Consider the following 26,887-nt stretch of genomic DNA (forward strand, 5'->3'; position numbering starts at 1 on the left):
GTGCGGCTAAAGTGCATCAAGCTGGCGGGGTTCAAATCCTTCGTCGACCCGACCACGGTGAACTTCCCCAGCAACATGGCGGCGGTGGTCGGGCCCAATGGTTGCGGCAAGTCGAACATCATCGACGCCGTGCGCTGGGTGATGGGCGAAAGTTCGGCGAAGAACCTGCGCGGCGAGTCGATGACCGACGTCATCTTCAACGGTTCGACCAGCCGTAAGCCGGTGAGCCAGGCGAGCATCGAGCTGGTGTTCGATAACACCGATGGCACCTTGCTCGGTGAATACGCCGCTTATGCGGAAATTTCCATCCGCCGCAAAGTCACCCGCGACAGCCAGACCACTTATTATCTGAACGGCACCAAATGCCGGCGCCGTGACATCACCGATATCTTCCTCGGCACCGGCCTCGGCCCGCGCAGCTACTCGATCATCGAGCAGGGGATGATCTCCAAGCTGATCGAGTCCAAGCCTGAAGACCTGCGCAACTTCATCGAAGAAGCGGCGGGGATCTCCAAGTACAAGGAGCGTCGGCGCGAAACCGAAAACCGCATCCGCCGCACCCACGAAAACCTCGAGCGCCTGACCGACTTGCGCGAAGAGCTGGAACGTCAGCTCGAACGCCTGCACCGCCAGGCTGAAGCGGCCAAGAAGTATCAGGAACTCAAAGGCGAAGAGCGTCAGCTCAAGGCGCAACTGTCGGCCCTGCGCTGGCAGGACCTGAACGAACAGGTCGGCCAGCGCGAAGCGATCATCGGCACCCAGGAAATCAGTTTCGAAGCCCTGGTGGCCGAACAGCGCAACGCCGATGCCAGTATCGAACGCCTGCGCGATGGCCATCACGACCTCTCCGAGCGCTTCAATCTGGTGCAAGGGCGCTTCTATTCGGTCGGCGGCGACATCGCCCGGGTCGAACAGAGCATCCAGCACGGTCAGCAGCGCTTGCGCCAGTTGCAGGACGATTTAAAGGAAGCCGAGCGCGCGCGCCTGGAGACCGAGTCGCACCTGGGCCACGACCGCACGCTGCTGCTGACTCTCGGCGAAGAGCTGGACATGCTCACGCCGGAGCAGGAAGTCACCAGCGCCGCCGCCGAAGAGGCCGCCGCCGCACTGGAAGAATCCGAAACCACCATGCACGGCTGGCAGGAGCAGTGGGACACCTTCAATCTGAGCGCTGCCGAGCCGCGGCGCCAGTCGGAAGTCCAGCAGTCACGCATCCAGCAACTGGAAACCAGCCTGGAGCGCCTGGCCGATCGGCAGAAACGCCTCGGCGAAGAGCGCGCTTTGCTCTCGGCGGATCCGGAAGATGCAGCGATCATGCAGCTCAGCGAGCAGCTCGCTGAATCCGAGGCGACCCTCGAGGATTTGCAGACCAGTGAAGAAGCTCAGGTCGAAAAGCTCGAGCAATTGCGCCAGCAATTGCAGCACGCGCTGACGGCACAGCAACAGGCCCAGGGCGATCTGCAGCGGCTCAACGGTCGCCTGGCCTCGCTCGAAGCCCTGCAACAAGCCGCGCTCGATCCGGGCACCGGCACCGCCGAGTGGCTGCGTGAGCAGCATCTGGCGGATCGCCCGCGCCTGGCCGAAGGGCTGAAGGTGGAAGCAGGTTGGGAACTGGCGGTGGAAACCGTGCTCGGTGCCGACCTGCAAGCAGTGCTGGTGGATGACTTCAACGACATCGACCTGTCCAGCTTTGCCCAGGGCGATCTGCGCCTGCTCAGCCCGGCCAGCGATGGCCAGCGAGTGCCTGGCAGTTTGCTCGACAAGGTCGAGGCGCAGATTGATCTGTCGCCATGGCTGGGGCAGGTCAAACCAGTCGACAGCCTCGAAGAGGCCTTGGCTTTGCGCGGTCAGTTGGCCGCCGGCCAGAGCCTGATCAGCCGCGACGGCTATTGGGTCGGCCGGCACTTTCTGCGGGTGCGCCGTGCCAGTGAAGCGGAAAGCGGCATGCTCGCCCGTGGCCAGGAAATCCAGAAACTGGGCCTGGAGCGCGAAGAGCGCGAAGCGGCGGTCGAGTCCCTGGAAACCGAATTGCAAAACCTGCGGGCGCAACAGCGTCAGCAGGAAAACGGTCGCGAACACCTGCGTCGTTTGCTGCAGGACGAAGCCCGTCAGCAAGGCGAGTTGAAGGCCCAGCTGTCGGCCGGCAAAGCCAAGGCCGAGCAGTTGGCCCTGCGCCGCACCCGTCTTGACGAAGAAATCGAGGAACTGGGCGAGCAGCGCGCCCTGGAGCACGAAAGCATCGGTGAAGCGCGCCTGCAATTGCAGGAAGCCCTCGACGCCATGGCCCTGGACACCGAGCAGCGCGAGCTGCTGCTGGCCCAGCGCGACAGCTTGCGCGAACGCCTTGACCGGGTGCGCCAGGAGGCCCGCCAGCACAAGGATCACGCCCACCAACTGGCGGTGCGCCTGGGCTCGCTCAAGGCCCAGCACGATTCCACGCGCCAGGCCCTGGAGCGCCTGGAAATGCAGGCCGAACGCCTGACGGAAAAGCGCGAACAGTTGAGTCTGAATCTGGAGGAGGGCGAGGCGCCGCTGGAAGAGTTGCGCCTGAAACTCGAAGAACTGCTCGACAAGCGCATGACCGTCGACGAAGAGCTCAAGACCGCGCAGATCGCCTTGGAAGATGCCGACCGCGAACTGCGTGAGGCCGAGAAGCGTCGCAACCAGGCCGAACAACAGTCCCAGCTGATTCGCAGCCAGCTGGAAACCCAGCGCATGGAATGGCAGGCCCTGACCGTGCGGCGCAAGGCATTGCAGGACCAGTTGCTCGAAGACGGTTACGACCTGCACGGCGTGCTGGCCACCCTGACCGCCGAGGCCAGCGAGAAAGCCGCCGAGGAAGAGCTTGAGCGCATCGCCGCGCGGATCCAGCGCCTGGGCGCAATCAACCTCGCGGCCATCGATGAGTACCAGCAACAATCGGAGCGTAAACGTTATCTGGACGCCCAGAACGACGATCTGGTCGAAGCCCTCGATACGCTCGAAAACGTGATTCGCAAGATCGACAAGGAAACCCGAAACTGTTTCAAAGATACCTTTGATCAGATCAATGGCGGTTTACAGGCACTTTTCCCAAAAGTTTTCGGTGGAGGCCGCGCGTATTTGGAACTGACGGGCGAAGATCTACTCGATACAGGGGTGACGATCATGGCGCAGCCGCCCGGAAAGAAGAACAGCACCATCCATTTGCTCTCCGGTGGCGAAAAAGCCCTGACCGCATTGGCCCTGGTTTTTGCGATCTTCAAGTTGAACCCGGCGCCGTTCTGCATGCTCGATGAAGTGGACGCGCCATTGGATGACGCTAACGTTGGACGTTATGCGCGACTGGTCAAGGAGATGTCGCAGACGGTGCAGTTCATCTACATCACCCACAACAAGATCGCCATGGAAATGGCCGAGCAATTGATGGGGGTGACGATGCACGAACCGGGTTGCTCGCGTCTGGTGGCGGTGGATGTCGAGGAGGCCATGGCGATGGTGGATGCCTGAGGCGTGGCTTTCAGGGGGGATTTTTTTACAGTGGGACTCAATTTGCCATGCCGACTTGCTGGCCAATCGACATATTCGCGGGACCAACGTGCCAGACGGTGTAAAGTTGCCTTTGGTCGTGCTAGTTTAATGTCAATTTTTCGTATACGTGGGTAAAACGCCTGTCAGAACATAGAGTTGGCGCCACGTTTTAAAGCGGTTTACAGAATGTAAGCCCCTTATTTTTCAGCATTTTTTATAGAGGCACGGGATTACATGGAAATCGGTCTGCGCGAGTGGCTGATCGTCATCGGCATTATTGTCATTGCCGGTATTCTTTTTGATGGCTGGCGCCGTATGCGCGGCGGCAAGGGAAAACTGAAATTCCGTCTCGACCGGAGCCTGTCCAACCTGCCCGAAGAGGACGCCAGCCCCGAGGTGTTGGGCCCGTCCCGCGTGCTGGATACGCACAAGGAACCGCAACTGGACGAGCACGACCTGCCGTCGGTGAGCATGCCGGCCCGGGACTCCCGCGATTCGGGCTCCAAGCGCGGCAAGCGTGGCCATGGCGAGCCTTCCCAGGGCGACATGAACCTCAGCCTGGACCTGGACGGCGGCCCGAGCTTCAGCAGCCGAGACGACGATTTCCCGGATGACACCAAGCCTGCGCCAGCGGTCAGCGACAAGGAACAGCCGCAAGCCGAGGAAGTGCTGGTCATCAGCGTGATCTGCCGCGATCCTGCCGGCTTCAAAGGCCCGGCCCTGCTGCAGAACATTCTCGAAAGCGGCCTGCGTTTTGGCGAAATGGACATCTTCCACCGCCACGAAAGCATGGCCGGCAATGGCGAAGTGCTGTTCTCCATGGCCAACGCGGTCAAGCCGGGCGTGTTCGACCTGGACGACATCGACCACTTCAGCACCCCGGCGGTGAGCTTCTTCCTCGGCCTGCCAGGCCCGCGTCATCCGAAGCAGGCCTTCGACGTGATGGTGGCGGCGGCGCGTAAATTGTCGCAAGAGCTGAACGGCGAACTGAAGGACGACCAGCGCAGCGTACTGACCGCCCAGACGATCGAGCACTACCGTCAGCGCATCGTTGAATTTGAACGCCGCGCATTGACCCAAAAACGTTAAAACCAGCAGTGTGTGGCGATTTCCACACCCTGTAGGAGCCCGGCTTGCCGGCGATGGCGATCTCAAATACGCCTTCGCCGGCAAGCCGGACTCCTACAATGATTTGTACAGCATCAACAAATTGAGCAGCCTCGGCTGCTCTTTTGCTTTATGAGAGAACACCCATGACTGCCGCCCAAGACCGCATTCTAGAGCTACGCGCCGAGCTGGACCTGCACAACTATCGCTACCACGTGCTGGACGAGCCGAGCATCCCGGACGCCGAGTACGACCGGTTGTTCAACGAGCTCAAGGCCCTCGAAGCGGCCAATCCCGACCTGGTCACCAGCGACTCGCCCACCCAGCGGGTCGGCAGCGCCGCGCTGTCGGCGTTCACCCAGGTGCGCCACGAAGTGCCGATGCTCAGCCTGGGCAACGCCTTCGAAGAAACCGACATGCGCGAGTTCGACCGTCGGGTGACCGAAGGCCTGGACCTGCCGGCCGGTGATCTGTTCGGCGCTGGCGCGGCGGTTGAATACAGCTGCGAACCCAAGCTCGATGGCCTGGCGGTCAGCCTGCTCTATCAGGACGGCATGCTCGTACGCGGAGCAACGCGCGGCGACGGCACCACCGGTGAAGACATCAGCGTCAACGTGCGCACCGTGCGCAACATCCCGCTCAAGCTGCACGGCACCGGCTGGCCGGCGACCCTGGAAGTGCGCGGCGAAGTGTTCATGTCCAAGGCCGGTTTCGAACGGCTCAACGCCACGCAACTGGAAGTCGGTGGCAAGACCTTCGCCAACCCGCGCAACGCCGCGGCCGGCAGCTTGCGCCAGCTGGACTCGAAGATCACCGCCAACCGTCCGCTGGAATTCTGCTGCTACGGCATTGGCCAGGTGTCCGCGGACATCGCCGATACCCACATCGGCAATCTGCAGCAGCTCAAGGTTTGGGGCATGCCCATCAGCCACGAGCTGAAACTGGCGAACGGCATCGACGAATGCCTGGACTACTACCGCGACATCGGCGAACGCCGCAACGCGCTGCCCTATGAAATCGACGGCGTGGTGTTCAAGGTCAACAGCATCGCCTCCCAACGTGAACTGGGCTTCCGCGCCCGCGAACCGCGCTGGGCCATCGCCCATAAATTCCCGGCCATGGAAGAACTCACCGAGTTGCTCGACGTCGAGTTCCAGGTCGGTCGCACCGGTGCGGTGACGCCGGTGGCGCGCTTGAAGCCGGTCAAGGTCGCCGGTGTCACCGTGGCCAACGCGACGCTGCACAACATGGACGAAGTGGCGCGCCTGGGCCTGATGATCGGCGACACGGTGATCATCCGCCGCGCCGGCGACGTGATTCCGCAAGTGGTGCAAGTGGTCACCGAGCGTCGCCCGGAAGACGCCCGGCCGGTGCAGATTCCAGAGCAATGCCCGGTGTGCGGCTCCCACGTCGAGCGCACCCAGCTGGTCAAGCGCAGCAAGGGCCGCGAGACCGTCAGCGAAGGCGCGGTGTATCGCTGCGTCGGGCGCCTGGCCTGTGGCGCGCAACTCAAGCAGGCGATCATTCACTTCGTCTCCCGCCGGGCCATGGACATCGAAGGCCTGGGCGACAAGAGCGTCGAGCAGTTGGTCGATGAAGGCCTGGTGAGTTCGCCGGCCGACCTGTACGCCCTGAAGTTCGAAGACATCGTCGATCTGGAAGGTTTTGCCGAACTGTCGAGCAACAAGCTGCTTAGCGCCATCGCCGACAGCAAGAAGCCGAGCCTGGCCCGCTTCATCTACGCCCTGGGAATTCCCGATGTCGGCGAAGAGACGGCCAAGGTGCTGGCGCGTTCCCTGGGTTCACTGGAGCGGGTGCAGCAGGCCTTGCCGCAAGTGCTGACCTACCTGCCGGACGTCGGACTGGAAGTGGCCCACGAAATTCACAGCTTCTTCGAAGACGCGCACAACCAGCAGGTGATCGAGGAACTGCTCAAGCACGGCTTGCAGATTCAGGACCAGGGCGAGCTGGGCGCCGAGTTCGCCGCCAGCACCACACTGGGCGGTTTCCTCGACAAGCTGCACATCCCTTCGGTAGGGCCGGGCGGGGCGCAAAAACTTGCCGACAAGTTCGGTTCGCTGCAAGCGGTGATCAGCGCCGATTGGCTGGACATGCGTCAGGCATTGCCCGAGAAACAGGCCAACTCCGTTCGCGAGTTTTTCGCCCTTGAGGCCAATCGCCAACTGGCTGAGGACGCCGAGAAACAACTGGCCGATTTCGGCATGCACTGGCAGAGCGAGAAGAAAGTCGTCGAAGGCCTGCCACTGGCCGGACAGACCTGGGTGCTCACCGGTTCGCTGGAACTGATGAGCCGCGATGTGGCCAAGGACAAACTCGAAAGCCTCGGCGCCAAAGTGGCCGGTTCCGTATCAGCCAAGACCCACTGCGTGGTCGCAGGGCCTGGCGCGGGGTCTAAATTGACCAAGGCCAATGAGCTCGGGCTAAAGGTGCTGGATGAAGAAGCATTCGTCGAGTTCCTGAAAGGGCACAACATCACGGTCTGACGCCCTCAAGATCAAAAGATCGCAGCCTGCGGCAGCTCCTACAAGGATCGCGCAAACGCCGCCGTCCCCCTGTAGGAGCTGCCGAAGGCTGCGATCTTTTGATTCACCCCCGCAAAGCGGGGGAACGATCACCCCCCAGCAATGATCTAGTCTTGGCAAGCCCCAGGGAGAGATCGCTCATGTACCGCTTCTTCGAACAGCTCAGCTCGCGCATCGCCGCCCCCTTCATGGGCGAAAGCTCGCGCAACAGCAAAATCTGGCCCTGTCGTTGCGGCCAGTCGCTGTTCTTTCGCAACAGCCAGTGCCTGGCCTGTTCCGCAGCCCTGGGTTACCAACCCGAGCAGAGTCGCCTGTCCTCGCTACAACCGGGCGAGCAGCCCGACACCTGGCTACTCGACGCCGATCCCGCAGCCGGCGTATTCCGTCGCTGCGCCAACCTCGATTCCCCAGCCGCCTGCAACTGGCTGCTGCCAGCCAACGACCAAGATGCCCTGTGCATCGCCTGCAGCCTGAACCGTACCATCCCCGATTTATCCATCGCCGAAAACCACGAGCGCTGGCGCAAGGTGGAAACCGCCAAGCGCCGCCTGATCGCGCAGTTGCTCAGCCTCGGGTTGCAAGTCATCCCGAAAACCCAGGACGAAGAAACCGGCCTGGCCTTCGACGTCATCGGCGTCGACCTCGAAGGCAAGGCACCCACCACCGGCCACGCCAACGGCCTGATCACCCTCGACATCAAGGAAGCCGACGACGCCCACCGCGAACAGGTGCGGGTGCAGATGCACGAACCCTATCGCACCTTGCTCGGGCATTTCCGTCACGAAGTCGGGCATTATTATTGGGACCGCCTGATTGCCAACAGCGATTGGCTGCAACCCTTTCGCGATCTGTTCGGCGATGAACGCGCCAGCTACGCCGATGCCCTGGAACGGCATTATCAGCAAGGGGCGCCGCTCGACTGGCAGCAGCAGTACGTCAGCGCCTACGCCACCATGCACCCATGGGAAGACTGGGCCGAAACCTGGGCTCACTACCTGCACATGATGGACGCCGTCGACACCGCGCTCGGCTTTGGCATGAGCGCGCGGGAAATGGACTTCGACTACCAGCCGTTTCCCTCCTGCACCCTGTACGATCCACAGCACCCCGGCGGCGGCGCCTTCCTGTCGTTCGTCAACGCCTGGATCGAACTGGCCGGCATGCTCAACGAGCTGTCGCGCAGCATGGGCCAGCCGGATTTCTACCCCTTCGTGCTGCCGCCCGCGGTGATCGCCAAGCTGCACTTCATCCACCTGGTGATCCAGCGCGAAGGCGGCAGGGCCGACGAGGTGCTGGCACAATAGTCGCGCATGATGGCAATTCAGTTTCAATTAAGTTGGTTTCGCTAAGGTGGCCCCCGTAGGCAACACATAAAAAATACGGAGACACCCATGAAATCCTTTACTGCCCTGTTCGCCGCATCCCTCATCGGCCTGACCGCCAACCTCGCCCAGGCGCGCGACCTCGGCCCCGACGAAGCCCTGAGGCTGCGCGACGCTGGTACCATTGTGTCTTTCGAGAAGCTCAATGCCACGGCGCTGGCCAAGCATCCCGGCTCCACCGTCACCGAAACCGAACTGGAAGAAGAGTACGGCAAGTACATCTACCAGGTTGAACTGCGCGACCCGCAGGGCATCGAGTGGGACCTGGAGCTGGACGCGGTCAGCGGGCAGATTCTCAAGGATCATCAGGACACGTAATGACGCTGCATTCCTTTTCCCCTCGACGCGTCAGCGGCCGCATGGCCCTGGCGCTGCTGGTTTTCTGCTCGGTGGTCATGGCCCGCGACCTCGACCAGGACGAGGCCCTGCGCCTGCGCCAACAGGGCGTGATCCTGCCGCTCGAGCAGCTTCTGCAAAAAGCGCTGGATCGTTATCCGGGGGCCAAGCTGCTGGAAGCCGAGCTCGAAGAGAAGCACGACGTCTACATTTATGAAGTCGAATTGCTGACCACCGAGGGTGTGGTCCGCGAACTGGACATCGACGCCACCACCGGCCATTTACTCAAAGACAAGGAAGATTGACCGATGCGATTGCTCCTGGTGGAAGACCACGTGCCGCTGGCCGACGAACTGGTGGCCGGCCTCAATCGCCAAGGTTATGCCGTGGACTGGCTGGCCGACGGTCGCGACGCGGTGCACCAGGGCAGCACCGAACCCTATGACCTGATCATCCTCGACCTCGGCCTGCCGGGGCTGCCCGGGCTAGACGTGTTGACCCAGTGGCGCGCCGCTGGCCTGGCGACGCCGGTGCTGATCCTCACCGCCCGCGGTTCCTGGGCCGAGCGCATCGAAGGCCTCAAGGCCGGCGCCGACGACTACCTGACCAAACCTTTCCACCCCGAAGAACTGCACCTGCGCATCCAGGCCCTGTTGCGCCGCTCCCACGGCCAGGTCAATCAACCGACCCTCAAGGCCGCCGGCCTGCAACTGGATGAGGGTCGCCAGTGCGTGACCCGCGATGGCGCCGACATCCAGCTCACGGCCGCCGAGTTTCGCCTGTTGCGTTACTTCATGCTGCACCCGGAACAGATCCTGTCCAAAAGCCACCTGGCCGAACACCTCTACGACGGTGAAACCGAGCGCGATTCCAACGTGCTGGAAGTCCACGTCAACCACCTGCGGCGCAAACTCGGGCGCGACGTGATCGAAACCCGTCGCGGCCAGGGTTACCTGCTGGGTGGGCAAGCCCGGTGAGGTCGATCCAGCGCCGTTTGAGCCTGGGCCTGATCAGTGTGATGGTGATCGTCGGCCTGGTGTTGGCACAAACCAGCCTGTGGCTGTTCGAAGTGGGATTGCAGCGCTACCTCGAAGCCGGCTTGCGCAACGACAGCGAAAACCTGCTGGTGGCGCTGGTGCGCGGCCCCCAGGGTTTGCAACTGGATGAGCGTCTGCTGTCGCCGGCTTACCAGCGGCCGTTTTCCGGCCACTATTTCCGCATCGATTTTGCTGACAGCCACTGGCGCTCCCGTTCACTCTGGGACCAGGAACTGCCACGCCTCGAACGGCCGGGCCTGGAGAGCAACCTGCAACTGGGCCCGGAAGGCCAACAGCTGCTGGTGCTGCGCTCGGACTATCGGCGCCTCGGCCAGTCGATTTCCATCAGCGTGGCCCAGGACTACACCCCGGTGCGCGAGAGCTTCCAGCGCATGCAACAGATTGGCCTCGGCCTGGGGCTGGCGGGCCTGCTGCTGATCCTGCTGCTGCAACGGCTCACCGTGCGCCGCGCCTTGCGCCCGCTGGAAAAGGCCCGGGAACAGATCGCGCAACTGCAACAGGGCCAGCGCTCGCAACTCGACGATCAGGTGCCGATCGAACTGGAACCACTGGTGACCCAGATCAACCACTTGCTGGCCCACACCGAAGACAGTCTCAAGCGCTCCCGCAATGCCCTGGGCAACCTCGGTCACGCCCTGAAAACCCCGCTGGCGGTGTTGTTGAGCCTGGCCTCCAGCGAACAACTCGACGCCCACCCGCAACTGCGCCAGGTCCTCAAGGACCAACTGGAACAGGTCCGCCTGCGACTCAATCGCGAACTCAACCGCGCCCGCCTGGCCGGCGACGCATTGCCCGGGGCCTTGTTCGATTGCGACGCCGAACTGCCAGGATTGCTCGCCACCCTGAACATGATCCACGGCGAACACCTGCACCTCAGCTATGTCGCGCCCAGCGGCCTGCAGCTGCCCTGGGACCGCGAAGACCTGCTGGAACTGCTCGGCAACCTGCTGGACAACGCCTGCAAATGGGCGGACGCCGAAGTTCGCCTCAGCGTGATCGAAACCGCGCAAGCCTACGAATTAAACGTGGAAGACGACGGCCCGGGCATTCCCCAGGACCAGCGCGATCAGGTAATCAGCCGCGGCACCCGCCTGGATGAACAGACCGACGGCCATGGCCTGGGCCTGGGCATCGTGCGCGACATCGTCGACAGCTGGGGAGGGCAGCTACTGCTGCAAGAAAGCGAGTGGGGCGGCTTGAAAGTGACCATCGACTTACCCAAACGCTGAAACAACGGGGCGATCAACGCCCCTCGAGCAACCCGGCCGCCTGATCCAGCAAGGCCAGCGGATCTTTCGCCTTGTGGATATCCACCGACAGCAACTGGCGAAACTTGCGCGCCCCCGGAAACCCGGTACCCAGCCCCAGCACATGGCGAGTGATATGGTGCATCGCGCCACCGGCTTCCAGGTGCGCAGCGATATAAGGCCGCAACTGCGCCAACGCCTCGGCGCGAGAGATCACCGGCGCGGTGCTGCCAAACAACTGCTGATCCACCTCGGCCATCACATAGGGATTGTGATAAGCCTCACGCCCGAGCATCACCCCGTCGAACGTCTGCAAATGCTCGTGACAGGCTTCCAGGCTCTTGATCCCGCCGTTGAGAATAATCTCCAGCTCAGGGAAGTCCGCCTTCAACCGCGCGGCCACGTCATAACGCAGCGGCGGAATATCGCGATTCTCCTTCGGCGACAACCCCTCAAGAATCGCAATCCGCGCATGCACGGTAAAACTGGTACAGCCGGCATCACGCACCGTGCCAACGAAATCGCACAGCTCTTCATAGCTGTCACGCCCATTGATCCCGATCCGATGCTTCACCGTCACCGGAATCGACACCGCATCGCGCATCGCCTTCACACAATCGGCCACCAACTGCGGATGCCCCATCAGGCACGCGCCGATCATATTGTTCTGCACCCTGTCACTGGGGCAGCCCACATTCAGATTCACCTCATCGTACCCATGCTCCTGCGCCATCCGCGCACAAGCCGCCAAGTCCAACGGCACACTGCCACCCAACTGCAACGCCAACGGATGCTCGGCCTCGTTGTGCCGCAGGAACCGCTCGTGATCACCGTTGAGCAAGGCACCGGTGGTGACCATTTCGGTGTAGAGCAGCGCGTGTTTGGAAAGCAGGCGCAGGAAGAAACGGCAGTGACGGTCGGTCCAGTCCATCATCGGGGCGACGGAGAAACGGCGGGAGAGCGGGGCGGGTGTGGCGTTGGATACGGACATGGGGGATCTGGAATGGTGAGGCTGGGAGGTGGGGGAGTTTATCAGGATTGGGGGTTTGGTGAGTCTTGCGCCTTCCACAGCCATCGGAAACGCCGTAATTAGCTGCGTTTTCAACGGTCCTGGAGCGCGTGTTTAAAAAACACTCAGTGATTCTTATCAAGAGCCAATTCAAATGAGCGCTCAGCTCGCGCCAGGTGTTCGAGTGGCAGAAGATGACCCGCCCCGAAACCCTCACCGACATTCAGCGCGCCGCCCATCTCCGATACTGCCCCCAAGTCACTCTCGGCAATTCAACATTTCCACTGATTTGCGAAACGGTGTGTCATGAACTGGATAGTCTCCGTCGCGAGATGTACATAACCCACGTTCGAACATTCGTATATTCCAGTCCAAAGGGCCCTAGCGCCGACAAGAAAATTCAGACTGGAGAAACGAGATGGCCAAAGCTGTTCGCTTTTACGAAACCGGTGGACCCGAAGTGCTTTGTTGTGAAGACGTCGAGGTCGGTGAACCGGGGCCGGGACAGGCTCGCGTTCGACATAGCTACATCGCGGTCAATTTCATCGACATCTACCACCGCACTGGCTATTACCCTTCTCAACTGCCGGGCGGCCTCGGTTCGGACGCTGTCGGTGTCGTCGAAGCGGTAGGGCCGGGTGTGACCGATATCAAGGTCGGAGACCGGGTCGGTTATCTGATGGGGCCGCAAGGTGCCTATTCCGACGTGCGTTTGATTCCCGCCGAGGTGCTGATTCCGTTGCCAGACGGGATATCGGATCGCACAGCGTCGACGCTCATCATGAAGGGCCTGACGGCGCAATATCTTTTCCGTCAGGTTTATCCGTTGAAGGGTGGCGAGACGATTCTCTACCACGCGGCTGCCGGTGGCGTCGGCCTGATCGCTTGCCAATGGGCGCGTGCGCTTGGGGTCACGATGATCGGCACCGTCAGCAGTGACGAAAAGGCGGAAATCGCCAAGGCCAACGGTTGCACGCATACGATCGTCACCTCTCGCGAGAACATCGCAGAGCGTGTGCGCGAACTGACGGATGGCCAAGGTGTACCCGTCGTCTATGACTCTGTTGGCAAGGACACCCTGCAGGCTTCGCTGGACAGCCTGCAAGTGCGTGGCACCCTCGTCAGCAACGGCACGAGTTCCGGCCCCGTCAATGTCGATGCGCTGACGCTTGCCCTGAAGGGGTCAATTTGGTTCACGCGCCCGGCGATGGTGCATTACATCAAGCCTCGCTCGCACATGCTCTCCATGGCCAAGGAGCTGTTCGACCTGGTGCTTGCCGGGAAAATTTCGAGCGAGCCGAAACAGATCTTCGCGCTCGCCGAGGCCGCCGAAGCGCATCGCATGCTGGAGTCGCGAAAGACGATCGGGGCGACTGTGCTGGTTCCGTGACGTCAAGGAAGAATCAGGAGACTTTGCGTAATGCACATAAAACAACAAACCTGTGCGCTGGGCGCCGAACTGGTGGGCGTGAAGCTGGCGGATGCCATTCACGATGACGATTTGTTCGCCGAGATCCGCGGGGCAATGCTCAAGTATCGTGTCCTGTTCCTGAGGAATCAGGACATCAGCAGCGCAGAACACGTAGCGTTTGCGCGGCGCTTTGGTGATCTCGAGGATCACCCGGTCGCGGGCAGTGATCCGGATTATCCAGGCCTGGTCCGTATCTACAAGACACCGGATCAATCACCCGACCGATACGAAAATGCTTGGCACTCCGATGCCACCTGGCGGGAAGCACCACCCTTCGGAGCAGTGTTGCGGTGCGTTGAATGCCCTCCAGTTGGCGGAGACACGATGTGGGCAAACATGGCGCTGGCTTATGAAAACCTGCCTGCCCATATCAAGGACAAGATTGCCAACTTGAGGGCTCGCCACAGTATCGAGGCCACCTTTGGCGCATCGATGCCGATGGATAAGCGTCTGGCACTCAAAGCCCGATTTCCGGACGCAGAGCATCCAGTCGTGCGAACGCATCCGCAAACTGGCGAGAAGGTGTTGTACGTGAATGTCTTTACCACGCACTTCACCAATTTTCACACCAGTGAGCATGTCCGCTATGGGCAGGACGCGAACCCCGGTGCCGGGGAATTGCTGCGTTATCTGCTAAGTCAGGCATACATCCCGGAGTACCAGGTGCGTTGGCGCTGGGAGCCCAACAGTGTCGCCATCTGGGACAACAGCGCTACGCAACACTATGCAGTAATGGATTATCCGGCGTGCCATCGAAAGATGGACCGAGCCGGAATCATAGGCACCAAGCCCTATTAGATATTTCTTCCTGTCGACTGACAAAAACGCGTCACCCAACAATACGTCCTCGGAGATACCCATGAATTTCATTGACGGTTCGCTGTACCCCGAAAACCAGGAAAAACTGGTCATCACTGTGGCTCCCTATGGCCCTCAGTTCGAGGTCAGTGACTTCCCGGAAGACATTCCGGTCACCATGGATGAGCAAGTTCAGAAGGCTGTCGACTGCTATGAAGCCGGTGCCACTGTGCTGCACCTGCATGTGCGCGAACTCGACGGCAAAGGCTCAAAACGCTTGTCCAAGTTCAACGAACTGATCGCCGGAGTACGTGAAGCTGTACCGGATATGATCATTCAGGTGGGCGGCTCGATTTCATTTGCGCCCGAATCGGAAGGCGAGGTCGCGAAATGGCTGTCTGACGACACACGCCACATGCTGGCCGAGCTGACACCGAAGCCGGATCAGGTGACCCTGGCTATCAACTCGAACCAGTTCAACATCATCGAGGCGCTGTCCGAGGACGATCTCGCCGGAACTTCGTTCGCTGATCCGGTGAAGCAGCTCGCCTACCGCGAAATGACCATTCCGGCCGGCCCCGGGTGGGTGGAAGAGCACGTCAAGCGCCTGAGCGCGAATGGCATCCAGGTGCAGTTCCAGATGGGCAACATCAACTCGCTGGAAACCGTTGAGCGCATGATGCGCCGCGGCGTTTGCAACGTGCCTTTGATTCTGACCTGGATTCCCATCGGTGGCGGCGCTGACGCGATGACGCCGTACAACATGACCAATTTCATGCGCGCAGTGCCGGACGGTGCAGTGCTGACATTCGAGGGCCAGATGAACAACGTGCTGCCGCTCAACATGATGGCCATTGCGATGGGCCTGCATGTGCGCTGTGGTATCGAAGACACGATCTGGACACCTGATCGTTCGCGCAAGATGAGCAGCGTGGAGCAGATCCAGCAACTGGTGCGCATCGCCAATGAATGTGCACGACCGGTTGCCAATGGCAAGGAGGCGCGCGAAATCTACAAGATCGGCACGTTCTACAAGGACGCGGATGAAACCCTGGCCGCGAACGGATTCACACCGAATCGCAAGCCGCATCAGTAACGGATCTACCCTCACCCAAGACCTGTGCTATCGATGGCCAGCCAGACTGGCCAGGGCAGGGGACGCTTAACGTTCCCTGCCGTCTAACCTAATAACAACAAGACACATCGAATCAAGGATCTGCCATGGCTTTCCATCACGCCACCGTCGGTGACGGCGCGGACGTCGCCGTCAGCGTTCCCCGTACGTTTGCCTGGGTTGTGTTCGCACTGACCTTTGGCCTGCTGATTTCCGATTACATGTCACGCCAGGTGCTCAACGCGGTTTTCCCGCTACTGAAGGCCGAATGGGCGCTGAGTGACGCACAGTTGGGGATGCTCAGCAGTATCGTCTCGGTCATGGTCGGTGTGCTGACCATTCCATTGTCGTTGCTCGCGGACCGTTGGGGACGCGTCAAGAGCCTGGTGCTGATGGCCATGTTCTGGAGCCTGGCGACACTGGGGTGCGCAATTGCGGAAAACTTCAATCAGATGTTTGTTGCGCGCTTTCTGGTAGGTGCCGGTGAGGCCGCCTATGGCAGTGTCGGTATTGCCGTGGTGTTATCCGTTTTCCCCAAACACATGCGCGCCTCCCTGTCGGGCGCGTTCATGGCCGGCAGCATGTTCGGTTCGGTGCTGGGCATGGCGTTGGGCGGCGTCATCGCTGCGCACCTGGGGTGGCGTGTCGCGTTCACCAGCATGGCACTGTTCGGGATGTGCCTGGCGGTGATTTACCTGATTGTCGTGCGTGAGCGACGCATTACCGCGCAACGCCCATGCAGTTCGCAGGGCCGGGCCGCAGGAGCCCCCGTTAAACGGCCACTGGCCACACTGTTTGCCAGTCGCTCGGTGATCTGCGCCTACATTGGCAATGGCCTCCAGCTGTTTGTCGTTGGCTCGGTACTCGCCTGGTTTCCGAGCTATTTGAATCGCTACTACCACATGAACACTGACAAGGCCGGCATGCTTTCGGCGTTGATCGTCCTGATCGGCGGTGGCGGCATGATCCTGTGTGGCATGTTGAGTGATCGCCTGTGCCGCAATGCACCAGACCGCAAAATCACCCTGGCCATCGCTTATTGCCTGATCAGCGGTTTGTTACTGGGAGTGGCTTTCCATTTGCCGCCCGGTGCCTTGCAACTCACCTTGATCAGCATGGGGATGCTGGTTGCCAGTGGCACTTGCGGGCCGGCCGGTGCCATGGTGGCTAATCTGACCCATCCCTCGGTGCACGCCACGGCATTCGCGGTGCTGGCGTTGGCCAACAATATTTTGGGGCTGGCGCCTGGCCCACTGGTCACCGGCATGCTGGCCGATGCGGTCAGCCTGGACCACGCCTTCCAGATCATCCCGCTGATGGCCGTCGCGTCTGCCCTGGTGTTCTGGTACGGCAAGCGTCACTACCACCGCGATATCGGAAAGTTGCGGGCGCCTGGCTCCGCCCCGGTGGTGGGAGCGGCGCCATGAGATTCATCCGTTGATGTTGCTGCATCCGGGCTTGACCTGAGCACCTTTTATTTCGGCCGCTTCGCTCTGGCCGTCTGCCTGTACCAAGAGAGACTGATATGAACGAGAAACCCATTTTCCAGCCCAGCGCCGAGCGCATCTCCAACACGCGCCTGATGGCTTTCATGCAATTTGCGCAGTCGCGTACCGGGCATGATTTCACTGACTACGACGCATTGTGGCGTTGGTCGGTCGAAGAGATTGAGCAGTTTTGGCCGCTTGTCTGGGAATTTTGTGGCGGCGTCGGCAAACTGGGTGATGTGGTGCTGGAAAACAGTGGCCAGATGCCCGGAGCACGCTGGTTCCCGAATGCGCAATTGAACTACGCGCAGTCGATGCTGGCGCGCCGCGACGACGCAGATGCCTTGGTCTTCTGGGGTGAAGACAAGGTCCGCCGGCGCTTGTCCCGAGCTGAACTCTATAACCAGGTTTCTCGCTTTCGCCAGGGCCTGGAAGCATTGGGCATCGGCAAGGGCGATCGCGTTGCAGCCGTCATGCCAAACATGCCCGAAACCCTGGTTGCCATGCTGGCCACCGCCTCGCTCGGCGCAGTCTGGTCCTCGGCCTCACCCGACTTCGGTGTGCAGGGAGTGCTCGACCGTTTCGGGCAAATCGAGCCCAAGCTGCTGTTGTGCGTAGACGGCTATTGGTACAACGGCAAACGCGTCGATTGCCTGGCGAAAAATGCTGAAGTAGCGGCTCGACTGCCGAGCCTCCTGCGTACCGTAGTCGTGCCGTATGTCGAGGACGTGCCGGATGTTGCCAATATTGTCGGCGGAGTTCGTTTCGCTGACTTTATCGAGCCCTATGCCGCTGTCGAGATCGCGTTTGTCGAGGTGCCTTTCGACCATCCGTTGTTCATCCTGTTTTCCTCGGGAACGACCGGTGTTCCCAAGTGCATCGTTCATGGTCATGGCGGCTCATTGCTGCAACACCTCAAGGAACACCAGTTGCACACCGATGTGCATGCCGATGATCGCCTGTTCTACTTCAGCACTTGCAGCTGGATGATGTGGAATTGGCTGGTGTCCGGCCTGGCATCCGGGGCAACGGTGCTGCTCTACGACGGATCACCCTTTATCGCAGGCCGTGACGGACGTCCTGGCAGTATTCTTTTCGATTACGCCGACGACGAAGGCATGACCCATTTCGGCACGTCGGCGAAGTTTATCGATGCGTTGCTCAAGCAGGAGCTTTCGCCACGGCACAGCCATTCGTTGACGGCGTTGCGGGCTTTTCTGTCGACCGGCAGCCCACTGGCTCCAGAGGGGTTCGATTACGTCTACCGCGAGATCAAGAGCGACTTGCACCTGGCCTCGGTCGCCGGCGGGACCGACATTCTGTCGGGCTTCGTGGTCGGCGTACCTATCCAGGCTGTGTATCGCGGTGAAATCCAGCGTGCGGGTCTGGGCATGGCGGTGGCGGTTTTCGATGAGCAAGGTGAATCCGTACGCGAAGTCAAAGGTGAGCTGGTGTGCACCCGGCCGTTCCCATGCATGCCGGTAGGTTTCTGGAATGACACTGATGGCTCGCGCTATCACGCGGCCTATTTCGCCCGTTTCAGCAACATCTGGTGCCATGGCGATTTTGCCGAGATCAATGGTCGTGGCGGTTTCGCTATCTACGGGCGCTCCGACGCCACCCTGAATCCCGGAGGCGTACGCATCGGCACTGCGGAGATTTACCGCCAGGTTGAGCTACTGCCGGAAATTGTCGAATCGTTGGTGATCGGGCAGGAATGGGCGGGCGACACCCGCGTCGTTCTGTTCGTGAAGCTGCGTGATGGCCAACAGCTCGACGATGATCTGGTGGCGCGGGTTAAACAGCAGGTGCGCAACAACACCACACCACGTCACGTTCCTGCGAAGGTCCTGCAAGTCGTGGATATACCCCGGACCAAGAGCGGCAAGATCGTTGAGCTGGCTGTTCGTAATGTCGTTCATGGTGAGTCGGTGAAGAACGTCGAGGCACTCGCCAATCCCGAGGCGTTGGAGTACTTCCGTGATCGCAGTGAGCTGACTGTCTAAGGGCCGGGGAGAGGCGCATGGGGGCACTGCAATGGTGCCCCCTGGGTGCAAAAACTTCCCGAGCTTGATACTTGTTCTATTCCTGGTAGTCGAGGTTTTGGCGCCGCCAGGCTGTCGGTGTCATGCCGTACTGAGCGGTGAACCAGCGGGTGAATGAACTTGGGGTCGAGTAGCCAAGCAGACCTGCGACCTGACTGAAGGAGTAACGTGGGTTCGCCATGTAACGGTTCAAAAGTTCGCGTCGTACTTGATCATGCAGTTCGGAGAAACTGACGCCGCTGTCTTCCAGTCTGCGTTGCAAGGTGCGCACATTTACGTCGAGGGATTGGGCGACCAGACTGATCGAGGCCCGATCCATGGGTAGCAGCAGGTAAATGGCTTGGCGTACTTCATTCAGGGTCGAGCCCTTGCTGGCCCCAGGCAATGCTTCGAAAAACTCTCGTGCATAGTTCGCCATTACCGGGTCAGCGGTAGGATTCGCCGTATTCAAATCAGCGACAAGGCAGACAATGCCATTGAACTGGCAGTTGAATTCAACGTTACAGCCAAATACCCGACGGTGGACGTTCAGGTCTGCCGGGGCGTTGTGAGTGAAGCTTACGCTCTGAGGGCGCCAACTCTTGCCGAGCAACGCACTGCAAAGTCGATGCAGCACCCCGATTGCCAGTTCGATACTTTGCCGCTTTGGCGTGGCCGGGTCGATTGTGATTTCCTCACGGATGATCACTATCTTGTCTGTCTCCGAGATATCCATTGCCAGGGATTCGTTGAGCAGGTGCCGGTATTGTCCGATGGTGGTCAAGGCATCGCGCAGGGTTGGCTGGTGGGTGAGCAACAAGCTGATTGCGCCGAAACTCGAAAGCTGTCGTGACTCAGCCATGCGCAGGCCAAACGTTTCGCAACCACTGGCCTTTGCCGACGCTTCAAGCAACTTTGCCACAACTGTCATGGGGATGCGCAATTCCGGATTCTTCAACATCGCCTTGCTGAGTGCGAACTCATTGAGCAGTGGCAGAGGATTGAGAGCCAGTTGCGTGCACAATTCCAGGTAATTCGTCAGGGCAGCTGTACGTGCCATTAGGGCCATGATGTTGACCTCGTTGTTGTTGTGTTTATTGCCCCATCCTGCCCAGTGCAGAAGTGAAAAATTCGTCTGAAGTGGCAAGTGAATATTTCAAAATCAGGCCCTTTATAGAGGTTTGAGCGAGAAATGAAAACCGTCCTGCCTGCATCCTCCAAAGTAATTTTGCAGACCTTAAATGTTGGGGTTTCGGGCGTTGTACTTTTCGGAATTTGTCGTGAAATGGGCAGTGGCTGGCACCAAATGTACAGCATGAAGGTCCGGTAAAACTTACCTTGCCACACCACGGTTCGAAGTGGATAGGGTCCCTGTACTTGCTGTTTAGCGGCGGGAGAACAGTGGGACAACACCTGAAATACGGGAGTGAGAAAAAACACCATGCTGACTACAAAAATAATCAAGCCAGCGCCAGACGCTTATGCCTACCCGCTACTGATCAAGCGCTTGCTGCTGTCGGGGGTACGGTACGAACCAGATCAGGAAATCGTCTATGCGGACAAACTGCGGTACAGCTACCGCATGCTTCATGAGCGAATCCAGCGCCTGGCCAATGCCCTGACGGCGGCGGGCGTCAAGGCTGGGGATACCGTAGCGCTGCTCGACTGGGACAGCCATCGCTATCTGGAGTGTTTTTTTGCGGTCCCGATGATCGGCGCAGTTCTGCACACCGTGAACATCCGACTGTCCGCAGACCAGGTGCGCTACACCATGAATCATGCTGAAGATGATCTGGTGCTGGTCCATGACGATTTTATCCCCCTGATCGAGCAGATTCACGACGGGCTATCGACCGTCAAAGGTTACATCCAACTCTCTGACGACGTTGCAGCCGTTACGGATTTGCCCGTGCTGGGGGAGTATGAGTCTTTGCTGGGCAAGGCCAGTGCAAACTACGACTTCCCTGATTTTGATGAAAACTCGGTGGCGACCCTTTTCTACACAACCGGTACTACGGGCAATCCTAAAGGCGTGTATTTCTCACACCGCCAATTGGTGCTGCACACCTTGAATGCAGTCGGGACGTTAGGTGCCTATCAAGGCCAACCGTTGCTACGTTCCGATGACGTCTACATGCCAATCACTCCCATGTTTCATGTGCATGCCTGGGGCGTGCCTTATGTCGCCACATTGATGGGGGTCAAGCAGGTATATCCCGGTCGATACGAGCCCAATCGCCTGGTCAGTCTCTTTCGCGAAGAGAAGGTCACTTTTTCCCATTGCGTGCCCACAATCCTGCAAATGATCCTGGGATGCGAAGAGGCCACCCGGACTAACCTGTATGGCTGGAAAATGCTCCTGGGCGGAAGTTCCTTGACCATGGGTATCGCGCAGCGAGCGACCAGCCGTGGCATACGTGTGCATGCTGCATAGGGGATGTCAGAGACCTGTCCATTGCTCTGCACCACCTACCTGCATGCGCAGGATCTTGAATTACCTGCACAAGCTCAGCTCCCCAGTCGAATCAAGACGGGGATGCCATTACCGATGGTCGATTTGAAAATCATCGATGCGGGCGGCAATGACGTTCCTCATGATGGTGAGTCGCTCGGTGAAGTCGTGGTGCGAACGCCATGGTTGACCCAAGGTTATTTCAAGGATGAGGAACAGAGTGCAGAACTGTGGCACAACGGATGGCTGCACACCGGTGACATGGCTTCGATCGATTCCCGGGGGGTGGTGGAAATCAAGGATCGAATCAAGGATGTGATCAAGACGGGAGGGGAATGGGTCAGTTCGCTTGAACTGGAGAGCCTGATCAGCGAACACTCATCTGTCAGCGCTGTCGCTGTAGTCGGCATCGCCGATGAGCAATGGGGCGAGCGCCCGATAGCCTTGGTCGTCTGCGTACCAGGCAAACACCTCGACCAGGCATTGCTCGAAGCCCATCTACAACCGTTTGTGGCGTCTGGCCGTATCAACAAATGGGCGATTCCGAGAAGGTTCAAGTTCGTCACGGAGATTCCTAAAACCAGTGTTGGAAAGATCAACAAGAAACTGATTCGGGAATCTGAGACCAACTGAACACATCATAGGGACATAGACCATCTCAAAAGCGCATACATTGCCCTCCTGGGAGTACGTGAGGTGGTCGGCATGCGAGTCTCTGGCGCATGTAGCTCACGAATTGGGTCGAGCAGCGGGGAGGTAAGCATTCAGCGTAGCAGTCGGATGTTGAAATAGGGGGACTTACAGCCGCCCGCACTCGACTACCTGAGACTACAAACTAAGAACCGATAGTATCCCTGACAGGCCTGTGTGAAAGCTTGCTTAAAAACTGCTACAAAGCTGAATGAGTAAAGCCGATCGGACCGGCGGGCCGGGGACACAGCGGATACCTACATCCAATCCATTATCGGGGCGACGGAGAAACGGCGGGAGAGCGGGGCAGGTGTGGCGTCGACTCGAGCTACCTGAGTAGCTACGTTCATTGTGGCGAGGGGGGCTTGCCCTATTCGTCAGCGTAGTAGTTGTAAAGCACCATTGGTGTAGAAGCCCATTCTTACTCCAATGGTGTTTTGGCAGAAATGGAACAGATTTATTTTTTCGTCCCCTTTTTCCTCTCCGAACCTGTATATGTCTAGTCCTTCAATAGGTTTACACCGGCTTCACCCTTTTATGCACAGGTTTCGCTACTCATGGGTCGGCACTGCGCAAGCGTAGGGCCGACTTTTCATCGTGCTCTTAGCTGGATAAGTTCATGTGTAGTAGTGGAAACGGTCTGCCTTCACCGTCCAAAGGAGAGCGACCTGTTTGAACGAACCCGTAATGGAGATAGAAGCCTACCGCCTGGGGATTTTGCTCGTTTACGTCAACGCTCATCGTATAGCGCGAACTGCGGGCGTGATTCAGTAGCGCACGGCCTATACCTTGGCCGCGAATATCAGGATCAATGAAGAGCATTTCTACGTGGTTTTGATTGAGTCCAATAAAGCCAAGCGGACAGTGTTTCACGCCTAACGCAATCCATACGTCAACAACGGGTAGATAGATGTCGCGAAGCTGCGGAAGCAGAGCGTCTATGTCGGACTCTTGAAGGAAGTGGTGAGTAGCGCTAACGGATCGCAGCCAAATGTCGAGCAGTTGCGGGTAGTCGGCAGCATTGGCCTGACGAATGATCATGAAATCAACCTTATACACTTGATATCGAAATAGAGGCACGCCAGTAAATAGCGGCCGCGTAAGTGTCGGCATCTGTATGACCGCTTCGCGAGTTAACGCCTGGGCGGTGCACGGCAGAGGTAGCCGAAAAGGAGGGGAGGTGAAAAATACTTTGTGTTTTTCGATGCGTCAAGAAAACGGGCGCTTGAGAAGCGTCAAGTGCGCGCTCAATCAAAACACCCGTCTCACCTGAGATGTTTTCCCTGAGCATCGAATTGTGAGCACAATGCTAAACACGCTTACGCATGATAAACTCTTACGAAGTCAAACAAATAACCAGTAAGAGCTCGAACAGCATGCTGATACTACTTAAAGGGGAAACCAAAGGTTTAAAGGTTGCACCTCGCTGGCCATCCTCTAAAGTATTAATTGAAGAAAATGTATTTCTTAAGTTGCTTGAAGTCCAGTCAAAACTCCCATCATCCATTAAGCTACTGCTCGTTCGTGGATATGAAAATAAAAGTAGCAGGCTTGGTATGTTCAGGCACATATCAAGATGGCTAGGTATCAAGCTATTTTGCACATGCTACCCCAGGCGAAAGAGCGAGGTGGATGATATATTTGGCTCCAATGGGCATGACGTGGATGGCTCTCATGTAGATGTGTCAATTGTTCTGAATGGAAAAAGACTGCGATTTTTGCCCCTGGGAGTCTTTACATCGTTGAGTCTTCAACATAGTAGAACGGAGGAGCACCTTACTGTTATTAAACTCGTCAAAGGAGCACTTGAGCAGTGCGACTTCAGCATCCACCACAACCAAACAGAGAGCATGCAAATCCATTGTGACTATAATGGGTAAGCTGGGAGTTCTTCTATTCTGCAGGAAGCTGCTCTGCTAATCATAACTCAAGGACAAGTTGTGAATATTTCGGTGAGTGACGTCCTTTTTATTGACCTGAAAGGGGGCGCATTTATTTTCTATCGGTGAGTTAATTTATGAAGCTTCCATTTGAAGGCGATCACGGTAGGGCTTTATGTGAGCACTGCCAGCAAATTGTCACCACGAATTATGTCCGCCGCAATGTGCCATTCAGCGATCGCCACGGCGAGGCGAAGGACGTTTTGGCTGGGGTCTGTGACGTGTGTGACACGATCGTTGCAATTCCGGCGCAATCTACTGCTGCTCTAAAAAAGGCGCGAAAGCACAAGTTGACCTCTGGGAAGGGGACGTGAAAAGCGGGCCGGGGAACGGAAAAGGGGGACGACGGAGAGGTTGCTGAAAATGATAATTTAGACCAGTATAAAGACCTAATTTGGAGTCTTAATCATGCAAAGCGTATTGGCCGATATTGCCGTCAGCGTATCTGAATTGAAGAAAAATCCTTCGGCAGTACTGAGTGGCGCCCATGGCAGCCCGGTCGCCGTCCTCAACCATAATCGGGTCATGGGCTACATGGTCCCAGCCGATGTCTTCGAAGCCATGATGGAGCGACTGGACGATCTGGATCTGGCGGAGCTGGTCCGCGCCCGCCGCCACGAAACGCCCGTGCCGGTAGAACTGGATGACTTATAAGCTCGAATTCCTGCCTTCGGCACGCAAGGAGTGGGACAAATTGGGCCATACCTTGCGCGACCAACTCAAAAAAAAGCTCGCCGAACGATTGGAGAACCCCAGAGTGCCAGCGGATGCGCTGCACGGGATGCCGGACTGCTACAAGATCAAATTGAAATCGTCCGGGTACAGGTTGGTATATGAGGTTATTGAAGCGCGCGTCGTGGTTTCGGTGGTAGCAGTAGGGAAGCGGGAGCGTAGTGCGGTGTATGAGCGTGCGAAGAAGCCTCGTTGAGCGGCTGCGGTAGGTTCAGCAAACGTAACCTCCCTACATGATTCCCGGACTTTTCCTACAACTGCATCGAGACTCACCTCGATATTCTGGTCACCGACCTGCAAAAATCTGAATCTTGTGTAACGCCCGGGCTTTCCTTGACCAGGCAGGAGTTATCCCGTGAATATGATGAACTGCAACGGCTACGCTGCCCGCATTGACTACAGTGACGAAGACGGCCTGTTTGTTGGACACATCGTGGATGTCAAGGATGTCGTGGGTTTTCACGGCGAGTCGCTCAGTGAGCTCCGAGTCGCATTTGAAGAGGCCGTCACCGATTACCTGGAAACCTGTGCGAAACTCGGAAGCGCACTGCAGAAACCTACTCGGGCAACCTGAGCTTGCGCCTAGTGCAGAGCCCAATGAATACGAGCGGAGCAATGATCATGGAATACGACGAAAAACTGATTGAAGATGCCGTGCTTGCCCTGTTGGCAACCTTCAGTTCCGACGACGGCAATGCCTGGAAAGGGTTCGACTTCGAGATCATGAACCGATTGCATGAGCACGGTTTCATCAGTAATCCGGTGAACAAGAACAAATCGATCTGGTTGACGGCGGAAGGGCTGGAGCGAGGTCGGCAGATAGCCGATCGATTGTTTGGGGTAGCTCCAGGGGAGCCTGCATCCGACTCGCGTTCCTGAGTGCCACATGAGAACAAGTCAGCGGTAACGCCACCATCGGCCAGGTGGTTTTTTGGATTGCATACGGATGAACAGGAGGTGTTGGGAAGGCGCAGTCCTCTACCTTCACCACTTGGTGCGGGGGCGTTGTCGAGTGTGAAAGACACCGAGGATTTGAAGGCGATCGCCGCGCACGCGATAAGGAATTAGATAGGACCAGTTTGGTACTGCCCATTCGCGCGTCTGTTTGACTCGCCCTTCACGGCCCATGGCCGGAAACTGAGCCAATTTATCTACACTGGCGAAAATTGCATCGGAAAAGTCGTCAGCGGCCTTGGGATTTTCAAGAGCAATATAGTTGGCTTCGTCTTCCAGGTTTTTGAGTGCTTTTTCCAGCCACTCAACCCGCATTCCGACTCCAGCGCCGAGCGCGCATCGCCGCCACTTGGTCTTCGCTGGCGAAATTGCCTTGGTCAGCTTCCTTTACCGCCAATTCGATCTGTGCGGTCAAGGTCCTTTCGTGCTCGATGTAGTCGCGCAGAACATCCATCGCCAGGTAGCTTGCAGTTTGGCCGTTTGTCTTGGCCAGTTCGACGAGAGAATTCGACAAGTCTTCCGGCAGGTCCAGGGATATCCCAGTCATGGCAGCCTCGATGATGGACGTTTGTCGGGCATCTTACACCGTCAAGCGCCCGCTTGAATCAACAGGCTGTCGCGAGGTGTGTCTCGACATAAATCATTTTCTTTTCTGCACAGATTTAGCCGGTTGCTGGAGATGATAGAGGCTTAAAGGAGCGCTGGCTAAACAAGGTCATCTTCGTCGTCTTTCAGGTGGCGATACCAACCATACAACGCCAAGGCAAGGATGGCGAAGATGATGACTATGAGGAGGATGGCTATGTAACGCATTTTACTCAGTGCCTTCGGCGTGAGTGTCTGTTTGGAATGCGTCCTTGCCGGTGAGCGAATGTAAGCTCCCGGCAAACAGCTGTCTTTAATACATAAGTTTGGGGGAAGGGTAGCGGTTGGACCGACGCCGGGAGAGTTGTGCGCAAACCACCGATCCTGAACGAACCCTGTCACTCATCCAGGTTTCATTATAGGCGACGGGTCAGCGGCCTAGGATGAA

At 58.5% G+C, this 26,887-nt stretch carries 21 protein-coding genes and 3 pseudogenes; 19 read left to right on the forward strand and 5 right to left on the reverse strand.

Annotated features, from left to right (window positions below):
• The 8 genes from smc (at position 1) to SOP85_RS21110 (ending at position 11,165) form a co-directional block, all read left to right on the forward strand.
• Positions 1 to 3,489, forward strand: a complete 3,489-nt coding sequence (smc, locus tag SOP85_RS21075; protein WP_323628114.1) for a chromosome segregation protein SMC — start codon at positions 1 to 3, stop codon at positions 3,487 to 3,489.
• 255 nt (positions 3,490 to 3,744) lie between these two features.
• Positions 3,745 to 4,599 carry a cell division protein ZipA gene (gene zipA, locus SOP85_RS21080; protein WP_274073196.1) on the forward strand — a complete coding sequence of 285 codons (855 nt, stop codon included), beginning with the start codon at positions 3,745 to 3,747 and terminating at the stop codon, positions 4,597 to 4,599.
• Between the two features lie 164 nt (positions 4,600 to 4,763).
• Complete coding sequence (gene ligA, locus SOP85_RS21085; protein ID WP_323607096.1) at positions 4,764 to 7,121, forward strand: NAD-dependent DNA ligase LigA; 2,358 nt, start codon at positions 4,764 to 4,766, stop codon at positions 7,119 to 7,121.
• A 179-nt stretch (positions 7,122 to 7,300) separates the two neighbouring features.
• A complete protein-coding gene (locus tag SOP85_RS21090; RefSeq protein WP_323628115.1) occupies positions 7,301 to 8,464 on the forward strand; it encodes a zinc-binding metallopeptidase family protein in 1,164 nt (387 codons plus the stop codon).
• Between the two features lie 87 nt (positions 8,465 to 8,551).
• A complete protein-coding gene (locus tag SOP85_RS21095) occupies positions 8,552 to 8,860 on the forward strand; it encodes a PepSY domain-containing protein (RefSeq protein WP_274073199.1) in 309 nt (102 codons plus the stop codon).
• Positions 8,860 to 9,183 (forward strand): PepSY domain-containing protein, encoded by a 324-nt coding sequence (locus SOP85_RS21100; protein ID WP_274073200.1) that lies wholly within the window; start codon positions 8,860 to 8,862, stop codon positions 9,181 to 9,183. The genes SOP85_RS21095 and SOP85_RS21100 overlap by 1 nt, the downstream gene beginning before the upstream one ends.
• Positions 9,184 to 9,186: 3 nt before the next feature.
• The gene (locus tag SOP85_RS21105) at positions 9,187 to 9,855 is read left to right on the forward strand and encodes a response regulator transcription factor (protein WP_274073201.1); all 669 of its coding nucleotides are present in this window, start codon (positions 9,187 to 9,189) and stop codon (positions 9,853 to 9,855) included.
• Positions 9,852 to 11,165: a sensor histidine kinase gene (locus SOP85_RS21110; protein WP_323607100.1), complete on the forward strand. Its 1,314-nt coding sequence runs from the start codon at positions 9,852 to 9,854 to the stop codon at positions 11,163 to 11,165. The genes SOP85_RS21105 and SOP85_RS21110 overlap by 4 nt, the downstream gene beginning before the upstream one ends.
• A 13-nt stretch (positions 11,166 to 11,178) precedes the next feature.
• On the opposite strand, the gene dusA is transcribed toward SOP85_RS21110, so the two are convergent.
• Positions 11,179 to 12,174, reverse strand: coding sequence for a tRNA dihydrouridine(20/20a) synthase DusA (gene dusA / locus SOP85_RS21115; RefSeq protein WP_323628116.1), 996 nt, complete (start codon positions 12,172 to 12,174; stop codon positions 11,179 to 11,181).
• Positions 12,175 to 12,350: 176 nt separating this feature from the next.
• Here dusA and SOP85_RS21120 point away from each other — a divergent pair.
• The 6 genes and pseudogenes from SOP85_RS21120 to SOP85_RS21145 form a co-directional block, all read left to right on the forward strand.
• Positions 12,351 to 12,440 (forward strand): annotated as a pseudogene (locus SOP85_RS21120) (DNA adenine methylase); the annotation flags it as partial.
• 170 nt (positions 12,441 to 12,610) lie between these two features.
• Positions 12,611 to 13,582: a quinone oxidoreductase family protein gene (locus SOP85_RS21125; protein WP_323628117.1), complete on the forward strand. Its 972-nt coding sequence runs from the start codon at positions 12,611 to 12,613 to the stop codon at positions 13,580 to 13,582.
• A 30-nt stretch (positions 13,583 to 13,612) separates the two neighbouring features.
• The gene (locus tag SOP85_RS21130) at positions 13,613 to 14,461 is read left to right on the forward strand and encodes a TauD/TfdA dioxygenase family protein (RefSeq protein ID WP_274073248.1); all 849 of its coding nucleotides are present in this window, start codon (positions 13,613 to 13,615) and stop codon (positions 14,459 to 14,461) included.
• A 61-nt stretch (positions 14,462 to 14,522) separates the two neighbouring features.
• Positions 14,523 to 15,557 (forward strand): 3-keto-5-aminohexanoate cleavage protein, encoded by a 1,035-nt coding sequence (locus SOP85_RS21135; protein ID WP_323628118.1) that lies wholly within the window; start codon positions 14,523 to 14,525, stop codon positions 15,555 to 15,557.
• A gap of 125 nt (positions 15,558 to 15,682) precedes the next feature.
• On the forward strand, positions 15,683 to 17,002 hold the full coding sequence (locus tag SOP85_RS21140; protein ID WP_323607103.1) for an MFS transporter: 1,320 nt from the start codon (positions 15,683 to 15,685) through the stop codon (positions 17,000 to 17,002).
• A 98-nt stretch (positions 17,003 to 17,100) separates the two neighbouring features.
• Entirely contained in the window at positions 17,101 to 19,068 is a 1,968-nt protein-coding gene (locus SOP85_RS21145; RefSeq protein ID WP_323628119.1) for an acetoacetate--CoA ligase, read from the forward strand.
• A gap of 76 nt (positions 19,069 to 19,144) precedes the next feature.
• On the opposite strand, the gene SOP85_RS21150 is transcribed toward SOP85_RS21145, so the two are convergent.
• Positions 19,145 to 20,155: an AraC family transcriptional regulator gene (locus SOP85_RS21150; RefSeq protein ID WP_274073287.1), complete on the reverse strand. Its 1,011-nt coding sequence runs from the start codon at positions 20,153 to 20,155 to the stop codon at positions 19,145 to 19,147.
• Positions 20,156 to 20,527: 372 nt separating this feature from the next.
• On the opposite strand from SOP85_RS21150, the pseudogene SOP85_RS21155 reads away from it, so the two are divergent.
• Positions 20,528 to 22,171: pseudogene (locus SOP85_RS21155) on the forward strand (fatty acid--CoA ligase).
• 660 nt (positions 22,172 to 22,831) lie between these two features.
• Here the strand turns inward: SOP85_RS21155 and SOP85_RS21160 are convergent.
• A complete protein-coding gene (locus tag SOP85_RS21160) occupies positions 22,832 to 23,269 on the reverse strand; it encodes an acetyltransferase (protein ID WP_323628120.1) in 438 nt (145 codons plus the stop codon).
• Between the two features lie 1,307 nt (positions 23,270 to 24,576).
• On the opposite strand from SOP85_RS21160, the gene SOP85_RS21170 reads away from it, so the two are divergent.
• From SOP85_RS21170 to SOP85_RS21185, 4 genes and pseudogenes are all read left to right on the forward strand, one after another.
• Positions 24,577 to 24,822, forward strand: coding sequence for a type II toxin-antitoxin system Phd/YefM family antitoxin (locus SOP85_RS21170; protein WP_008056440.1), 246 nt, complete (start codon positions 24,577 to 24,579; stop codon positions 24,820 to 24,822).
• The gene (locus SOP85_RS21175) at positions 24,812 to 25,096 is read left to right on the forward strand and encodes a type II toxin-antitoxin system RelE family toxin (protein WP_046816214.1); all 285 of its coding nucleotides are present in this window, start codon (positions 24,812 to 24,814) and stop codon (positions 25,094 to 25,096) included. Before SOP85_RS21170 ends, SOP85_RS21175 begins: the two co-directional genes overlap by 11 nt.
• A gap of 159 nt (positions 25,097 to 25,255) precedes the next feature.
• Positions 25,256 to 25,485 (forward strand): annotated as a pseudogene (locus SOP85_RS21180) (type II toxin-antitoxin system HicB family antitoxin); the annotation flags it as partial.
• 36 nt (positions 25,486 to 25,521) lie between these two features.
• Positions 25,522 to 25,779 carry a DUF6429 family protein gene (locus SOP85_RS21185; RefSeq protein WP_323628129.1) on the forward strand — a complete coding sequence of 86 codons (258 nt, stop codon included), beginning with the start codon at positions 25,522 to 25,524 and terminating at the stop codon, positions 25,777 to 25,779.
• A 105-nt stretch (positions 25,780 to 25,884) separates the two neighbouring features.
• On the opposite strand, the gene SOP85_RS21190 is transcribed toward SOP85_RS21185, so the two are convergent.
• Complete coding sequence (locus SOP85_RS21190) at positions 25,885 to 26,169, reverse strand: type II toxin-antitoxin system RelE/ParE family toxin (RefSeq protein WP_046816215.1); 285 nt, start codon at positions 26,167 to 26,169, stop codon at positions 25,885 to 25,887.
• A complete protein-coding gene (locus SOP85_RS21195; RefSeq protein ID WP_323607106.1) occupies positions 26,159 to 26,401 on the reverse strand; it encodes a CopG family ribbon-helix-helix protein in 243 nt (80 codons plus the stop codon). The genes SOP85_RS21190 and SOP85_RS21195 overlap by 11 nt, the downstream gene beginning before the upstream one ends.
• Positions 26,402 to 26,887: the final 486 nt, after the last annotated feature.

The organism is Pseudomonas sp. YuFO20 (assembly GCF_035064975.1).
GTDB lineage: Bacteria > Pseudomonadota > Gammaproteobacteria > Pseudomonadales > Pseudomonadaceae > Aquipseudomonas > Aquipseudomonas putida_AE.

Excerpts from the sequence above, each read along its gene's own strand:
- SOP85_RS21105 (WP_274073201.1), top strand. The coding sequence starts at position 9,187 with ATGCGATTGCTCCTGGTGGAAGACCACGTGCCGCTGGCCGACGAACTG.
- SOP85_RS21185 (WP_323628129.1), top strand. The coding sequence starts at position 25,522 with ATGGAATACGACGAAAAACTGATTGAAGATGCCGTGCTTGCCCTGTTG.
- SOP85_RS21160 (WP_323628120.1), bottom strand. The coding sequence starts at position 23,269 with ATGATCATTCGTCAGGCCAATGCTGCCGACTACCCGCAACTGCTCGAC.
- SOP85_RS21170 (WP_008056440.1), top strand. The coding sequence starts at position 24,577 with ATGCAAAGCGTATTGGCCGATATTGCCGTCAGCGTATCTGAATTGAAG.
- SOP85_RS21140 (WP_323607103.1), top strand. The coding sequence starts at position 15,683 with ATGGCTTTCCATCACGCCACCGTCGGTGACGGCGCGGACGTCGCCGTC.
- SOP85_RS21145 (WP_323628119.1), top strand. The coding sequence starts at position 17,101 with ATGAACGAGAAACCCATTTTCCAGCCCAGCGCCGAGCGCATCTCCAAC.
- SOP85_RS21095 (WP_274073199.1), top strand. The coding sequence starts at position 8,552 with ATGAAATCCTTTACTGCCCTGTTCGCCGCATCCCTCATCGGCCTGACC.
- SOP85_RS21150 (WP_274073287.1), bottom strand. The coding sequence starts at position 20,155 with ATGGCCCTAATGGCACGTACAGCTGCCCTGACGAATTACCTGGAATTG.
- SOP85_RS21100 (WP_274073200.1), top strand. The coding sequence starts at position 8,860 with ATGACGCTGCATTCCTTTTCCCCTCGACGCGTCAGCGGCCGCATGGCC.
- zipA (WP_274073196.1), top strand. The coding sequence starts at position 3,745 with ATGGAAATCGGTCTGCGCGAGTGGCTGATCGTCATCGGCATTATTGTC.
- SOP85_RS21175 (WP_046816214.1), top strand. The coding sequence starts at position 24,812 with ATGACTTATAAGCTCGAATTCCTGCCTTCGGCACGCAAGGAGTGGGAC.
- SOP85_RS21130 (WP_274073248.1), top strand. The coding sequence starts at position 13,613 with ATGCACATAAAACAACAAACCTGTGCGCTGGGCGCCGAACTGGTGGGC.
- SOP85_RS21190 (WP_046816215.1), bottom strand. The coding sequence starts at position 26,169 with ATGCGGGTTGAGTGGCTGGAAAAAGCACTCAAAAACCTGGAAGACGAA.
- SOP85_RS21195 (WP_323607106.1), bottom strand. The coding sequence starts at position 26,401 with ATGACTGGGATATCCCTGGACCTGCCGGAAGACTTGTCGAATTCTCTC.
- SOP85_RS21090 (WP_323628115.1), top strand. The coding sequence starts at position 7,301 with ATGTACCGCTTCTTCGAACAGCTCAGCTCGCGCATCGCCGCCCCCTTC.
- SOP85_RS21125 (WP_323628117.1), top strand. The coding sequence starts at position 12,611 with ATGGCCAAAGCTGTTCGCTTTTACGAAACCGGTGGACCCGAAGTGCTT.
- dusA (WP_323628116.1), bottom strand. The coding sequence starts at position 12,174 with ATGTCCGTATCCAACGCCACACCCGCCCCGCTCTCCCGCCGTTTCTCC.
- ligA (WP_323607096.1), top strand. The coding sequence starts at position 4,764 with ATGACTGCCGCCCAAGACCGCATTCTAGAGCTACGCGCCGAGCTGGAC.
- SOP85_RS21135 (WP_323628118.1), top strand. The coding sequence starts at position 14,523 with ATGAATTTCATTGACGGTTCGCTGTACCCCGAAAACCAGGAAAAACTG.